The 13,311-nt window shown below is 68.4% G+C and carries 12 protein-coding genes; 8 read left to right on the top strand and 4 right to left on the bottom strand.

All coding sequences use genetic code 11. The annotated features are described in order from the left end of the window. Nucleotides 1-1,527, top strand: a complete 1,527-nt coding sequence (locus AC6LKD_RS04235) for a tripartite tricarboxylate transporter permease (protein WP_498115222.1) — start codon at nt 1-3, stop codon at nt 1,525-1,527. Nucleotides 1,528-1,621: 94 nt separating this feature from the next. Here AC6LKD_RS04235 and AC6LKD_RS04230 read toward each other — a convergent pair whose 3' ends face one another. Then, on the bottom strand, nt 1,622-1,942 hold the full coding sequence (locus tag AC6LKD_RS04230) for an Rdx family protein (protein WP_013393841.1): 321 nt from the start codon (nt 1,940-1,942) through the stop codon (nt 1,622-1,624). Nucleotides 1,943-2,015: 73 nt separating this feature from the next. Here AC6LKD_RS04230 and AC6LKD_RS04225 point away from each other — a divergent pair, with 73 nt between their 5' ends. Next, on the top strand, nt 2,016-3,215 hold the full coding sequence (locus AC6LKD_RS04225) for a multidrug effflux MFS transporter (RefSeq protein ID WP_013393842.1): 1,200 nt from the start codon (nt 2,016-2,018) through the stop codon (nt 3,213-3,215). Between the two features lie 69 nt (nt 3,216-3,284). Next, on the top strand, nt 3,285-4,079 hold the full coding sequence (locus AC6LKD_RS04220; RefSeq protein WP_498115220.1) for an enoyl-CoA hydratase: 795 nt from the start codon (nt 3,285-3,287) through the stop codon (nt 4,077-4,079). A 32-nt stretch (nt 4,080-4,111) separates the two neighbouring features. Here AC6LKD_RS04220 and chrA read toward each other — a convergent pair whose 3' ends face one another. Then, the gene (chrA, locus tag AC6LKD_RS04215) at nt 4,112-5,362 is read right to left on the bottom strand and encodes a chromate efflux transporter (protein WP_498115218.1); all 1,251 of its coding nucleotides are present in this window, start codon (nt 5,360-5,362) and stop codon (nt 4,112-4,114) included. A 232-nt stretch (nt 5,363-5,594) separates the two neighbouring features. Between chrA and AC6LKD_RS04210 the strand changes: the two genes are divergently transcribed. Both AC6LKD_RS04210 and AC6LKD_RS04205 read left to right on the top strand, forming a co-directional pair. Next, nucleotides 5,595-6,893 carry an ATP-binding protein gene (locus AC6LKD_RS04210; protein ID WP_498115216.1) on the top strand — a complete coding sequence of 433 codons (1,299 nt, stop codon included), beginning with the start codon at nt 5,595-5,597 and terminating at the stop codon, nt 6,891-6,893. Nucleotides 6,894-7,027: 134 nt separating this feature from the next. After that, the gene (locus tag AC6LKD_RS04205; RefSeq protein ID WP_013393846.1) at nt 7,028-7,507 is read left to right on the top strand and encodes a carboxymuconolactone decarboxylase family protein; all 480 of its coding nucleotides are present in this window, start codon (nt 7,028-7,030) and stop codon (nt 7,505-7,507) included. Here AC6LKD_RS04205 and pdxR read toward each other — a convergent pair. Further along, the gene (gene pdxR / locus AC6LKD_RS04200; protein ID WP_498115214.1) at nt 7,504-8,934 is read right to left on the bottom strand and encodes a MocR-like pyridoxine biosynthesis transcription factor PdxR; all 1,431 of its coding nucleotides are present in this window, start codon (nt 8,932-8,934) and stop codon (nt 7,504-7,506) included. The two genes, AC6LKD_RS04205 and pdxR, sit on opposite strands and share 4 nt — an antisense overlap. Before the next feature lie 108 nt (nt 8,935-9,042). Here pdxR and AC6LKD_RS04195 point away from each other — a divergent pair, with 108 nt between their 5' ends. The 3 genes from AC6LKD_RS04195 to AC6LKD_RS04185 all read left to right on the top strand — a co-directional run bounded on the left by AC6LKD_RS04195 (nt 9,043) and on the right by AC6LKD_RS04185 (nt 10,760). After that, the gene (locus tag AC6LKD_RS04195; protein WP_498115213.1) at nt 9,043-9,474 is read left to right on the top strand and encodes a GNAT family N-acetyltransferase; all 432 of its coding nucleotides are present in this window, start codon (nt 9,043-9,045) and stop codon (nt 9,472-9,474) included. Then, complete coding sequence (locus AC6LKD_RS04190) at nt 9,471-10,109, top strand: FMN-dependent NADH-azoreductase (protein ID WP_498115212.1); 639 nt, start codon at nt 9,471-9,473, stop codon at nt 10,107-10,109. The genes AC6LKD_RS04195 and AC6LKD_RS04190 overlap by 4 nt, the downstream gene beginning before the upstream one ends. Nucleotides 10,110-10,328: 219 nt before the next feature. Next, on the top strand, nt 10,329-10,760 hold the full coding sequence (locus tag AC6LKD_RS04185) for a hypothetical protein (protein ID WP_498115211.1): 432 nt from the start codon (nt 10,329-10,331) through the stop codon (nt 10,758-10,760). 3 nt (nt 10,761-10,763) lie between these two features. Here AC6LKD_RS04185 and AC6LKD_RS04180 read toward each other — a convergent pair whose 3' ends face one another. Then, complete coding sequence (locus AC6LKD_RS04180) at nt 10,764-13,307, bottom strand: fused MFS/spermidine synthase (protein WP_498115347.1); 2,544 nt, start codon at nt 13,305-13,307, stop codon at nt 10,764-10,766. Nucleotides 13,308-13,311: the final 4 nt, after the last annotated feature.

Raw genomic sequence — 13,311 nt, 5'->3', positions numbered from 1 at the left:
ATGGAAATCCTCAACAACCTGATGCACGGGTTCTCCGTCGCCTTCGCGCTGGACAACCTGATGTGGGCCGCCTTCGGCGTGTTCATGGGCAACCTGATCGGCGTGCTGCCGGGCATGGGCGTGCTGGCCGCGATCTCCATCCTGCTGCCGCTTACCTACACCATGACGCCGACGGCGGCGCTGGTGATGCTGTCGGGCATCTACTACGGTTCGCAGTATGGCGGCGGCATTACCTCCATCATGCTGAACCTGCCCGGCACCGCCTCGCACGCGGTGGCCTGCCTGGACGGCAATCCGCTGGCGCGCAACGGCAAGGCAGGCTCGGCGCTGTTCATGCTGATGTTCTCGTCGTTCTGCGGCGCGTCGGTGGGCATTCTGGCGATGATCCTGTTTTCGCCGATGCTGGTGGACGTGGCCTTCAAGTTCGGTCCCGCCGAGTACTTCTCCATGATGATGCTGGGCCTGCTGGCTGGCGCGGCCCTGGCCAAGGGGTCGGCGATCAAGGGCGTGGCGATGGTGGTGGTGGGACTGCTGCTGGGCGTGGTGGGCACCGACGTCAACACGGGCACGATGCGCTTTCACTTCGGCATTCTTGAACTGTCCGATGGCCTGCAGATCGTGGCGCTGGCCATGGGCCTGTTCGGCGTGGCGGACTTCCTGAAGAACATCAACCGCATCGGCGGCGACGCCAAGGTGACCACCGCCAAGATCAGCATGAAGTCGATGCGGCCCGAAGCCGGCGACATCAAGCAATCGCGCGGCGCGCTGGTGCGCGGCACGGCCATCGGCGCGGCTTTCGGCATCCTGCCTGGCACCGGCCCCACCATCGCCTCGTTCATTTCGTATGCGACGGAAAAGAAGGTGGCGCGCGAGCCGCGCCGCTTCGGGCGCGGCGCCATCGAGGGCATCGCGGGGCCGGAAGCGGCGACCAGCGCATCGACGCAGACCAGCTTCATTCCCACCATGAGCCTGGGCATCCCGGGCGACCCGGTGATGGCGCTGATGCTGGGCGCGCTGATCATCCACGGCATCCAGCCGGGACCGCAGATGATGGTGGAGCACGCCGACATGTTCTGGGGGCTGATCGCCAGTTTCTGGGTCGGCAACGTGCTATTGCTGCTCTTGAACCTGCCATTGATCGGCATGTGGGTGCGGTTGTTGACGGTGCCATTCCGCTATCTGTTCCCGGCGGCGCTGTTCTTCGTCTGCGTCGGTGTCTACAGCACCAACAACAATCTGTTCGACGTGGCCATGGTGACCTTGTTCGGCGCGGCAGGCTATGCGCTGATCCGCCTGCGCTTCGAGCCCGCGCCGCTGTTGCTGGGTTTCGTGCTCGGCCCCATGGTGGAAGAGAACTTCCGCCGCGCCCTGCTGCTGTCGCGCGGCGATCTGGCGATCTTCGTGACGCGGCCCATCAGCCTGGGTTTCGTGGCGGCCTGCGTGGGATTGATCGCTTTGCTGGTGATGTCGGCGGTGCGCCAACGCAAGGGCCGCGAGGCTTTGAAGCAGGCGCAGTCTTCGGTGTAGCCGCGCGAGCCCGCACCTTACGTCGGCCGGCCTCGCGGGGCCGGCCGTTCACGGGCGCTGGAGCCTGTGTAAGGCTCCGCTGGATCAGAACAGGCTAGGCGTCAGGCGTGGCCAGCGGCCCGGCAGTGTGGCCGTCGATATGGCCCAGTGTGCGTCCAGGATCAAGACGGTCGCGCACGCGCTGCTTCAGCTCTTTGGCCGAGGGAAATCCGCCATCGCTCTTGCGGTCCCAGATCAGGTCGCCGTTGTAGGTGACCTGGAAAATCCCGCCGGTGCCGGGCTGCAGCACGACCTCGCCCAGGTCGGTGGAGAACGTCGACAGGAGTTCCTGAGCCATCCAGCCGGCGCGCAGCAGCCACTGGCACTGCGTGCAGTAATGGATGACGATGCGGGGTCGGAGGGCGGGTGCATTCATAGGAAGAAGATTCTACGCCGGTTCATGGATAATATCGGGTTTTCCCGGGTTCGCTACGGACCCCGAGCCTGCCATGAAGTCTGCATTATCCCCTCGCGGCCAACGCTGGCTGATCGGTCTCTTGATGGGACTGGTCACGCTCACGCCGATGGGCATCGATATCTATCTGCCCTCCCTGCCCACCATGGCGCAGGACTATGGCCAGCCCGTCACCGCGCTGCAAGCCAGCATCACTTTGTTCATCTTCGCCGTGGGCGTGGGCCAGATCCTGATCGGCCCGCTGGCCGACCGATATGGCCGCCGGCCCGTGGCGCTGGGCGGTGCGCTGGCCTATCTGCTGGGCTCGGCGCTGGGCGCCTCGGCCAGTTCGCTGGAGGTGTTCTACGTCGCGCGCGTGATCCAGGGGCTGGGCGCCTGCTCGGCCTCGCTGGTGGCCTTCGCGGCGGTGCGCGACTGCTTCAGCCCCGCGGTGGGCGCACGCGTCTACAGCTATCTCAATGGCGCGCTGTGCACCGTGCCCGCGCTGGCGCCCATGGTGGGCGGCGCATTGGCCGTCCACGCGGGTTGGCGCAGCACCTTTGTCTTCATGGTGCTGTTCGCGTTGACGCTGGCGGGTTTTCTGGCGATCCGTTTCGAGGAGACGCGGGCCAAGCCCGCCAAGCCGCAAGGCGCGCTCTACAGCCTGCGCCGCTATGCGCCGATCGCGGCCAGCGGCCGTTTTCTGTATTTCGCGGCGTTCGGCATGGCCGGCATGGCGATGATCCTGGTGTTCGTCTCCGCTGCGCCGGTGGTGCTGGTGCAGCAGCTGGGTTATTCCGAGCTGGGTTTTTCCGCCTGGTTCGGCGGCAACGCGGCGATCAACATTGGGGCCTTCTTCCTCGCGCCCGCCTTCATCTCGCGTTTTGGCCGCCATACCATGGTGCGCGTGGGTATGGCCGCTCTGCTTGCGGCGGCGGCCATGCATCTGGCCGCGTGGCTGTGGCTGCCCTTGTCGGCCTGGGTCTTCATGCTGCCGGTGGCCGTGCTGACCGTGGGCTTTTCATTGGCGCTGGGTTCGGGCCTTAGCCTGGCGCTGGAGCCGTTCGCCGAGCGCGCCGGCACCGCGGCCGCGGTGTATGGCCTTTTCCAGATGAGCGGATCGGCCGTCATCGCCACCGTCCTGCTGGATAGCGGCATGTCGCCGCAATTGGCCATGGCGCTGATCGGCGCCGTCATCGTCGGGCCGCTGTTGTGCCTGTCGCCCGGCATGGCGCGGCGCTTGGCCGCGGGCTGAGGGCCCAGCCCCGCTCCGCCAGGCGCCATATCCCTCTACTATCCAGGAATAGCCCATCCTGGAGACGACATGAATATCGAAGAAGCGGCGCAAGAGCCGGTCCTGGCGCGCCATGCCGAAGGCGGCGTGGTGACGCTGCGGCTGAACCGCCCCGGCCAGTTCAATGCGCTGTCCGAAAGCCTGCTGGCTGCGCTGCAGGCCGAACTTGACGCCCTGTCGCGCGATGCGAGCGTGCGCTGCGTGGTGCTGGAATCCAGCGGCCGCGCGTTCTGTGCAGGCCATGACCTGCGCGAAATGCGTAGCCAGCCCTCGCTGGATTACTACCGCGACCTCTTCAGGAAATGCAGCGCCGTGATGCAAGGCCTGCAGGCCCTGCCCGTGCCGGTGATCGCCAAGGTGCATGGCATTGCCACGGCCGCCGGCTGCCAATTGGTGGCCAGCTGCGACCTGGCCGTGGCTGCGGACACGGCGAAGTTCGCGGTATCCGGCATCAACGTCGGCCTGTTCTGCTCCACGCCCGCGGTCGCCTTGAGCCGCAACGTGTCCGCCAAGCGCGCCTTCGAAATGTTGGTGACGGCGCGCTTCATCGACGCCGGCCAGGCCAGGGACTGGGGCCTGGTCAATGACGCGGTGCCCGAGGCGCAGCTGGACCAGCGCGTGCGCGCGCTGGTGGACGACATCTTTGCCAAGAGCCCCGCCGCAATCCGCTACGGCAAGCGCATGTTCTACCAACAGCGGCAGATGGCGCTGGCGGACGCCTATGACTACGCCGGCGACGTGATGGCGCGCAACATGATGGAAGCCGACGCCTGCGAAGGCATAGACGCCTTCCTGCAGAAGCGCCGGCCGCGCTGGCAGTCCTAGCGCTGTCGGGCGGGGTCGTGCGCGCGGCCCCGCTACGCCAGCGCCCAGCCGCCGGCAGCGGCCACCAGCACCACCCACACGGGCGACCAACGCGCGTAGACCAGCAGGCCGAACAGCAGCAAGGCCAGGCCGAAGTCGGCGCGGTCGCGGATGGCGCTGGTCCAGACCGGGTCGTACAGCGCCGACAGCAGTATGCCGACGACGCTGGCGTTCACGCCCGCGATCAGATTGCGCACGCCTGGACGCCGCCGCAGGCTTTCCCAGAACGGCAGCGCGGCGGTCACCAGCAAGGCGCCCGGCAGGAAGATGGCGACCAGCAGCATCAGGCCGCCAGCCCAGCCCGACAAGGGGCCGGACGACATTGCGCCCAGAAAGGCGGCGAAGGCGAATAGCGGCCCCGGCATGGCCTGCGCCGCGCCATAGCCCGCCAGGAAATCGGCGTTGGACACCATGCCGCCCGCCACCGCCGCGGAATCCAGCAAGGGCAGCACCACGTGGCCGCCGCCGAACACCAGGGCGCCCGCGCGGTAGAAACCGGATAGCTGCTGCGCCAGCGGCATACCGCTGATCGCGGCCCAGGCCGGCAAGCCCGCCAGCAGCAGCACGAACAGCGCCAAGGCCGTGTACCCGGCACGGCGCGACACCTTCAGCGGCTGCACCGCCAACGCCGGACGCGGCGGCACCTGCAGCGCGGCCATGCCGGCGATGGCGCCCAGCAAAATCGCGCTCAATTGCCCCAGCGTGGTCGGCATCAGGATGGTGATCAGCGCCGCCGCCACCGCCAGTCCGGCCCGCTCGCGGTCAGGACAGAGCGAGCGCCCCATGCCCCAGACCGCCTGCGCGATGATAGCCACCGCCGCGACCTTCAGGCCATGGATGGCGCCCGAGGCGGACAGCCAGCCGAACTGCGCCAGCCCCAGCGCGAAGAGGATCAGGGCGACGGCGGTGGGCAGTGTGAACGCCAGCCAGGCGGCCGCCATGCCGGCCCAGCCGGCGCGTTTCAAGCCTATCGCCATGCCGACCTGGCTGCTGGCCGGCCCCGGCAGGAACTGGCACAGGGCCACCAGGTCGGAATACGCGTAATCGTCCAGCCAGCGCCGGCGCTCCACGAATTCGCTGCGGAAATACGCCAGGTGCGCGACCGGCCCGCCGAAGGACGTCAGCCCCAGGCGCAGGAAAACCAGGAAGACTTCCAGACAGGAGCCCTGGCCAGACTGTTCGCGCGTGGGGGTGGCGGGCTTGCTGGCGACGTGTTCGTCTTGGTGGGGTGGCAGCGGCGGCATGGGATTCGGGCTTCATCGGCAGGCGGGGCATGAGGGTCCGGCCCCCGCCCCATGCTTATAGCCGGGCGGCGTGACGGATTCAACCGCCTGAACGGCCCGGGCCATATGGCCGGTTTACCTCGCCGCCCGGCCGCGCTTCAAACAACTTTACAAATACCGTACAAATATCGGCGGACTGCCCCTGGCGCGGCCCTATAGCATCCCAGGTCGCCATTTCCGGTTCAAATCCCCAATGCTCAAGTTCGCGATTCGCATCTTCGTGGTCGCCGCTATCGGTTACATCGCGGGATCGCAGCTGGTGCAGCGCAGCCTCGAGTATCTGCTGGACCCGCTGAGCGCGGACCTCTCATACCAATCGGTCCGGGGGCAGATACACGCCTTGCGCAAGGAACTGGATGGCCTGGCGCAAGGCGCGCGGGCGGATTACCTGCGCGACGAGATACAGCCGCACTACGGCCTGGGATTGAAGCTGCTCACGGACGCGCAAGCCCAGCCCACGCCAGCGGAACGGCAGCAGCTCGCCAGCGCCGGCTTCATCATGCGCGACGAGTACAACGTCTACGTCGCTCCCCTGCCCGGCGAACCCCGTCAGTGGCTGGAGTTGAGCCTGCCACGCGCGCCGCAAGCCGTTGAAAGATGGATCACGATAGCCGCCTGGGCCGCGCTCAGCCTGATCGTGGGCATCATCCTGCTGCTGCTCTGGGCCCTGCCTTTGTGGCGCGACCTGGACCGGCTGCGCAACGCCACGCTGCGCATGGGCCAGGGTGAACTCGGCGCGCGGGTGCGGCTGTCGCGCCTGGCGGGCATGCGGCACGTGGGCGAAAGCTTCAACCAAATGGCCGAACGCATTTCGGCGCTGATCGAAAACCAGCGCAGCCTGACCAATGCCGTCTCGCACGAATTGCGCACGCCGCTGGCGCGCCTGTCCTTCGAGGTCGCGCTGCTGGGCCACGACCAGCACCTGCCCCGGCGGCACCAGATATTGCGCGACATGCAGGCCGACATCTGCGAACTGGAAACGCTGGTGGCCGAACTGCTGGTCTACGCGCGCCTGGAGCGCCCCGCCGACGACACCGTCAGGCTGGAAACGGTGGACACCTGCGACTGGCTGGGCGAAGCCCTGGCCCAGGTCGCGCACCAGGCCGAGGCGCGCGCCATCCAGTGCCATGTGCACCGCGACTACCCGCCGCGCGTGCGGCTGCATCCGCGCTACATGAGCCGGGCCTTGCTGAACCTGGTGCAGAACGCGGTGCGCTACGCCAGCCGGCATGTCGAGGTGAAGCTCAGGCAATGCCCGTCGGGCGGCTTCGAACTCATTGTCGACGACGACGGCAGCGGCATCGCGCCGGCCGACCGCGCGCGGGTGTTCGAGCCCTTCATCCGGCTGGACGACAGCCGCGACCGCGGCACCGGCGGCGCCGGCCTGGGCCTGGCCATTGTCTGGCGGGTGGCCGCCAGCCACGGCGGCGGCATCGAGATACACGACAGCCCCCTGGGCGGCGCCCGCTTCGTGCTGCGCTGGCCGGCCTGAGCGTTGCGGCGGCGCGCGGCCGCGCTCATGGCCCAGATGAAAACTCCATTTATGGCACTTCTGCCCTGGGCCAAGCTGCGTCATCCTGTCGGCACGAGATTCCGCTCGGCTACACGCATCGAAAAGGCAGCAACATGACGCAGCGTTTGAATTACTTCCAGGTATCCGAAGAACAATCCAGGAAGTACCTGGAATTCAGCATGTCGCTGAAAAAGACCCCCATCGTCCGGGAGGTCGGCGAACTGGTGGATATCCGTGCTTCGCAGATCAACGGCTGCGGCTTTTGCCTGGACATGCACATCAAGCAGGCCAGGATCGCGGGCGAACGCGAGCTGCGCTTGCATCACGTCGCCATCTGGCGCGAATCCACGCTGTTCTCGCCGCGCGAGCGCGCGGCGCTGGCCTGGACCGAGGCCGTCACCACCCTGTCCGCGCAGGGCGTGTCGGATGCCGTCTATGAAGAGGCGCGCGCGCAGTTGTCCGAGCAGGAGATTTCCGACCTGACGCTGCTGGTGGTCGGCATCAATGGCTGGAACCGGCTGAACGTGGCCTTCCGCACCGTGCCGGGCTCGGCCGATGCGGCTTACGGCCTGGACAAGGCCGGCCTGAACTAAGACTGCATCAGCTTCAGGATCCGCAGGCCCAGTTCATGGGCCTGCGCCTGCGTGGCGATATTAGTGAAGCTGAGCAGCAGCGCCGATTGCCGCTGCGGGGCGGCGTACCAGCGCGACAGCGCACCCGCGTACATGCCCTGCTCCTCCATCCGTCCGGCCAGCGCCACGTCGCTCTGGCCATCATCCAGGCGCGCCACCATATGCATGCCGCCCGGCTGGGGTTCTATCCGCAGACGTTGCCCCAGCGCCGCGCTCAGGCCCGCCACGGTCGCGGCGCGGCGTTCCGCGTACAGCTTGCGCATGCGCTGGATGTGGCGGCCGAAATGCCCCTCGGCCATGAAGGCGCTCAGGATGGCCTGCGTCAGGCCCGGCGCCGCGCCCGCTTGCAGCCGCGCCGACTGCGCGAAGCGTCCGGCCAACGGCTCTGGCACCACCAGATAGGCCAGCCGCAAGCCGGGAAACAGCACCTTGCTGAAGGTACCGGCATACAGCACCCGGCCCTGCGTATCCAGGCTCTTGAGCGCCGGCAGCGGCCGGCCGACGTAGCGGTACTCGCCGTCGTAATCGTCTTCCACGATCCAGGCCCCGCGACGCTCGGCCCAGTCCAGCAGCGCCTGGCGCCGCGGCAATGACAGCGACATGCTCAAGGGGCTTTGATGGGCCGGCGTCACCACCGCGCCGCGCGCCAGTCCCGCCCGCTCGATGCCGGCGCCGACCATGATTCCATCTTGATCCACCGGCACGGGCGCCGGTTCCAGCCGGGCCTGCTCCAGCAGCGCGCGCGTCGGCGGATACCCCGGATCTTCCATCCAGACCTGGTCGCCGGGCTCGAACAGCGTCTGCAGGATCAGCGCCATCGTGCTGTTGTAGCCCGAGGTGATGAACACCTGCGAAGGCTGGCAATGGATGCCGCGCGCCACTTGCAGATAGGCGGCTGTCGCGCTGCGCAGTGCCGGCAGCCCGCCGCTGGGCGGATAGGCCAGATCCCCGGCCTGCAGGCCGCGCAGCTGGCGGGCGCCCAGCCTGGCCCAGAGCTTGCGCGGAAATTCGTCCAGCGCCGGCAAGCCCAGCTGGAACGGCCGCAGGCCCGATGGCTCGCGCCAGCCTGGGCCGTCTCCGGGCGCCTCCGGCGGGACGGCCGCGGCGGGCGGCGGCGCATGCTGCGGCTGCACGTCGGGCGCCACCACCGTGCCGGCCTGGCCGCGCGCCTGGATATAGCCTTCCGATGCCAGCAACGAATACGCCACTTCCACCGTGCCGCGCGCCACGCCTAGCTCCTTGGCCAGCGCCCGCGCCGACGGAATGCGGTCGCCTGGCTTGAGCGTGCCTTGGGCGATGGCGCCGCGAAAGCGCTCATAGACCTGGCGGTACAGGGGCTCGGCGTCGCCTGATGATGCTGGCAGGGCCTGGGGTTGAGGGCTGATCATGGCATAGTTAAAAATGGATTTTATGGCCCTTCTAATTATGGCATGCGGCACCTAACATGGCTGCTTATGAACTCTCACACCGCTAGTGCATCCATGACAGAAGTCGCCATGCAACACCTCGAAAGCCCGCAGGATCTGCGGGCATGCCTGCCGCTCATGCGCGAGCTCAGGCCTCACCTGAAGGAAGACGCCGATTTCGTCGAGCGCGTCAGCCGCATGCGCGCGGATGGCTATCGTCTGCTGGCAGCCATGCCCGACGGCCAGCCCGTTGCACTGGCCGGCTACCGCCTGCAGGAAAACCTGATCTACGGCCGCTTTCTGTACGTCGACGACCTGGTCGTGGCGCAAGGCCGCCGCGGCGAGCGCTGGGGCGCCCGGTTGCTGCAAGCGCTGGACGCCGTCGCGCGCGACAGCGGCTGCGCCCGCCTGGTGCTCGACACCGGCCTGGGTAACGCCCTGGCCCAGCGCTTCTATTTCCGCGCCGGTCTGCTGACCAGCGCCATCCGATTCAGCAAATCCCTGGAAACTCCCGCCTCATGAACATCCTGCGCATCATCTGCAGCCCGCGCGGCCGCGCCTCCGAAAGCTATCGCCTGTCGCAAACCATCGTCGACCAGCTCACCGCCGCCGCGCCGGACGCGGCCGTGGTCGACGTGGACGCAACCGCCCTGCCCCTGGTCGACACCGACTACGCCCTCACGCTGAGCGCGCGCCAGGATCCCGACGACGGCCGGCAGCACCGCGGCGCGCTGGGCCGTTCATCCGCATTGATCCAGTCCTTGCAGGATGCCACCCATGTCGTCATCGCGACGCCCATGCACAACTTCACCGTGTCGGCCTCGCTGAAGACCTGGATCGATCACGTGGTGCGGGTGCGCAGCACGTTCCAGATCACGGAACGTGGCAAGGAAGGCAGCCTGCCGGACCGTCCGGTCTACGTGGCGATTTCGTCCGGCGGCGAGTTCGGCTGCGGCGAGCACAGCCAGCCGGACTTCCTCACGCCGTATCTCAGGCACGTGCTGGGCACGATAGGCCTGAAGAGCGTGACGTTCTTCTCGGTGCAAGGCACGGCGCGCGGCACGGATGCGCTGCACGAGGCGCGCGCGCAGGCGCAGTCCGAGATCGCCGCGCATCCGTTCGCAACTGGTCCGCATGCGGAACTTGCCGCGGCTTGAGTCCGACACTGCCTGGTGCCGTCGCATCATGGCGCGCGCACCAAGCCGGCTCATGCTTAGGGATAGCGCCGGCGCCGGCCCGGCGTCCGCAAGAAGAACTAGGCAATCGGGCTGCGTTGACACCCCCAAACAGCCGGCACTACGCTCTTTGCAAAACCCTCTAGCCTGAGCAGACTACGCCGTATTTCCTCATTCGGGCATGGGTGCAGGAGGCGTGCAATGACCTTGACCAGATCCGGCATCTTGCTGGCCGCGGCCCTCTCGCTGTCTGCCCTGGCCGCGCCGCGCGTCGAGGCGGCCTGCGCCGACAAGAAGATACTGGCGATGGCCAACGACGGCCGCACGGTGAACGCGATCGCCAAGGCTTGCAACATGCCGTCCGCCAAGATCCGGGGCGTGATCGAGCGCGCCGACGCGGACGACGACGCGCCGGCGCCGCCCGCAGCCAAGGCGGAACGCACCGCCGAGGCCGATCCAATCAAGAAGCTGCCTTCGGGCGCTGGGCTGGCGCAGTGCGACTGCCAAGGCATGGTGCCTTATGGCGAGCGGGCGCCGGATCTGCGCTGTCAGAGCGGCATGTCGATGGCGACGCCCTGCGCCGGTTATTGCTCGCCCCATGGGGTCGCGCCGTGGCGGCGCATATGCAGCTGAGCCCTATTGCCTGGCGCTCGGCATGAACCAGCGGTAATAGGCGTTGTCGCCGTCGTCGCGCGCCAGCTTGTTCATTTCCCTGCCCCAGGTTTCACGATCGCCCACATAGGCCGCCAGCGAGGCTCGATAGAACGTGTCCAGCCGCGCCCGCTCCAGCTGCATGTCGGCGCGCAGCGCCTCGGAGGCGCCGACCAGCGGCGGCTCGCTGCGCAACGCCAGCAGCGCGGGCAGGACTCGCGCCACCTCGCGCGGACGGACCCAGGTCGCGTATTCGATGCCTGGGCGGTCGTCGGTCACGGCCTGCGTGCGGCCGGCAAAGCGCGCCAATCCGTCGCGGTCGGTCACCCAGGTGGACAGCAAGGCGGCGGCCGACGGCACGCCCACCGCCTTCAAGGCGGCGGCGACGTCCGGCTGCTTATAGCGCGCCTCGATGCGGGCGGCGTCCAGCGCCAGCGGCTGCATCGATCCCAGCAGCAGCATTTCATGCAGCTCGCTGGTCCACAGTTGGGCGTGCGGAAAGACCTCGATGAAACTGGCGACCAGCGCACGGGTGTCGTCCTCGTTCTGCGTGGGCAGCGGCAACCATTGCGCCACGATGCCCTGGGGCGCCAGCCGGTTCGCGGCAAGCTGGTAGAAATCGCGCGAATACAGATTGACCACGCCCGCGGCGGACGGCGGCGGCGGCTCCAGCGTGATCAGGTCCCAGCGTTCGGCGCTGGCCTGCAGTTCGCGGCGCCCGTCACGCAGGCGCTTGTCCAGGCCGGGGTCCGAGGCGGCCTGGAACGTGCCTTGGAAATGCGGCGCGGCGCGCAGCACGGCGGGCAGCAGCTCGGCCACCGCGCGCTTTTCCAGGCCGCGATACTGCGACAGCGCTCCCGCCGTGATGCCGGTGCCGTAGCCCACCACCAGCGCGGATTTGGGCTCGGCGTTGTGGACGATGAGCGGCAGCAGCGCCTGCAACCGCATGTAGCGCAGCGATGGCATGGCATCGCCGGAATTCGACACGCCCTGAATGTAGAGCCGATGGAAGCGGTTGCCGTTGCCGGCGCGTTCGACCACGGCCACTGTGCCGCCGTGGCTTTCTTCATAGAACACCAGGCCCACGCCGCTGGCGCCGGGCAGCAGCCGCGCGAACTGATCCACCGGCAACATGGCAACCACGGCCAGCGTGGCGAGGCCCGCGATGCCGGTCGCCCAGCCGGTGGCGGCGCGGCCGTCGGAGCGTCCGCGCCAGGCCGCCACGGCGCCGACCGCGGCGGCGATGGCCGCCAGCACGCTCAAGGTCCGCACCAGGCCCAAGGCGGGCAGCAGCAGGAATCCCGTCAGCAAGGTGCCCGCGATGCCGCCCAGAGTGTTGCAAGCCAGCACGGCGCCGGCCTCCCTGCCCACGCGCTGATCGCCCACCGCGATGCGCAGCACTGCGGGAAAGGCCGCGCCCAGCAGCAGCGTGGGCGCCAGCACCAGGCTGCCTGCCGCCACCGCGAAGCGTGCGCACATGCCGGCGAAGCCGCTGCCGGTCCATTGATAGACCGCCGCTTCCGCCTGGGTCTGCGCCACGATCAACCATTTGCCCAGCACGGCCACCTCCAGTACCGCGATCAGGCCCGCGCCGGCGATCAGAAAGCCAAACACCGGCCAGGGATTGCGCACGCGGTGCGCCCAGCGCGCATACAGCGCCGCGCCCAGGGCCAGGCCGGCCAGATAGGTGGCCAGCACGATGGCGAAGGCGAAAGCGCGCGTGCTCATGAAGGGCACGATCATCTGCGACCAGATCACTTCATAACCCAGCGCGACGGCGCCGGCCACCGCGTACAGCGCCACGGCCAGGCGCGCTTCGCCGGACAAGGGCGCGGCGGCGGCTTGCGCGCTGGCGGCGGGTGTCGCGCTGTCGCCTGCCTTGCGGTCCAGCGCCCAGGCGCCGGCCGCCGCCAGCAGGTTCAACGAGGCTGCGGCCAGGGCCGCGCCCTGCACGCCGAAGCGTGGAATCAACCAGAAAGCGGGCAGCAAGGCGCCCAGGATGGCGCCGCAGGTATTGGCGGCGTACATAGTCCCGCCACGGCGGCTGACGTCCGCGCCCTGCCGGCTGACCGCGCGCAGCAGCACCGGCAAGGTGCCGCCCATCAGGAACGCGGGCATGGCCAGCAGCAGTCCTATCGCCAGCCAGGCCGCCACGCTGCTATGGCTCTCGATCGCGACAAAGGCAGCGGCGCTGCGCGCCAGCAGCCATGTCACCGCGATGCAGGACATGGCCACGGCCGCTTCCAGCATGGCGTAGAAGCGCACCGGCCGCCGCAAGCGGTCCGCCCGGCGGCCCAACAGCCAGCCGCCCAGCGCCAGCCCCAGGAAAAACGCGCTGACCGCGCCGGCGATGGCGCTGACCTCCACGCCCACCACCAGCGATAGCTGCTTGATCCACAGCACCTGGAACACCAGGGCCGCCGTTCCAGACAGGAACAGCAGCGCGGCCGGCCGGGTCGCCGTCAATGGCCGCCCTTCGGCGGCTTTGTTCTCCACGCCAGGTCCTTGCATCGCCTCGCTTGCCCCCACACCC

The organism is Achromobacter sp. D7-1 (genome assembly GCF_059760445.1).
Note: the sequence above shows the minus strand (reverse complement) of the source record. Positions and strands in the feature narration are given on the sequence as shown.

Excerpts from the sequence above, each read along its gene's own strand:
- AC6LKD_RS04235 (WP_498115222.1), top strand. The coding sequence starts at position 1 with ATGGAAATCCTCAACAACCTGATGCACGGGTTCTCCGTCGCCTTCGCG.
- AC6LKD_RS04230 (WP_013393841.1), bottom strand. The coding sequence starts at position 1,942 with ATGAATGCACCCGCCCTCCGACCCCGCATCGTCATCCATTACTGCACG.
- AC6LKD_RS04225 (WP_013393842.1), top strand. The coding sequence starts at position 2,016 with ATGAAGTCTGCATTATCCCCTCGCGGCCAACGCTGGCTGATCGGTCTC.
- AC6LKD_RS04220 (WP_498115220.1), top strand. The coding sequence starts at position 3,285 with ATGAATATCGAAGAAGCGGCGCAAGAGCCGGTCCTGGCGCGCCATGCC.
- chrA (WP_498115218.1), bottom strand. The coding sequence starts at position 5,362 with ATGCCGCCGCTGCCACCCCACCAAGACGAACACGTCGCCAGCAAGCCC.
- AC6LKD_RS04210 (WP_498115216.1), top strand. The coding sequence starts at position 5,595 with ATGCTCAAGTTCGCGATTCGCATCTTCGTGGTCGCCGCTATCGGTTAC.
- AC6LKD_RS04205 (WP_013393846.1), top strand. The coding sequence starts at position 7,028 with ATGACGCAGCGTTTGAATTACTTCCAGGTATCCGAAGAACAATCCAGG.
- pdxR (WP_498115214.1), bottom strand. The coding sequence starts at position 8,934 with ATGATCAGCCCTCAACCCCAGGCCCTGCCAGCATCATCAGGCGACGCC.
- AC6LKD_RS04195 (WP_498115213.1), top strand. The coding sequence starts at position 9,043 with ATGCAACACCTCGAAAGCCCGCAGGATCTGCGGGCATGCCTGCCGCTC.
- AC6LKD_RS04190 (WP_498115212.1), top strand. The coding sequence starts at position 9,471 with ATGAACATCCTGCGCATCATCTGCAGCCCGCGCGGCCGCGCCTCCGAA.
- AC6LKD_RS04185 (WP_498115211.1), top strand. The coding sequence starts at position 10,329 with ATGACCTTGACCAGATCCGGCATCTTGCTGGCCGCGGCCCTCTCGCTG.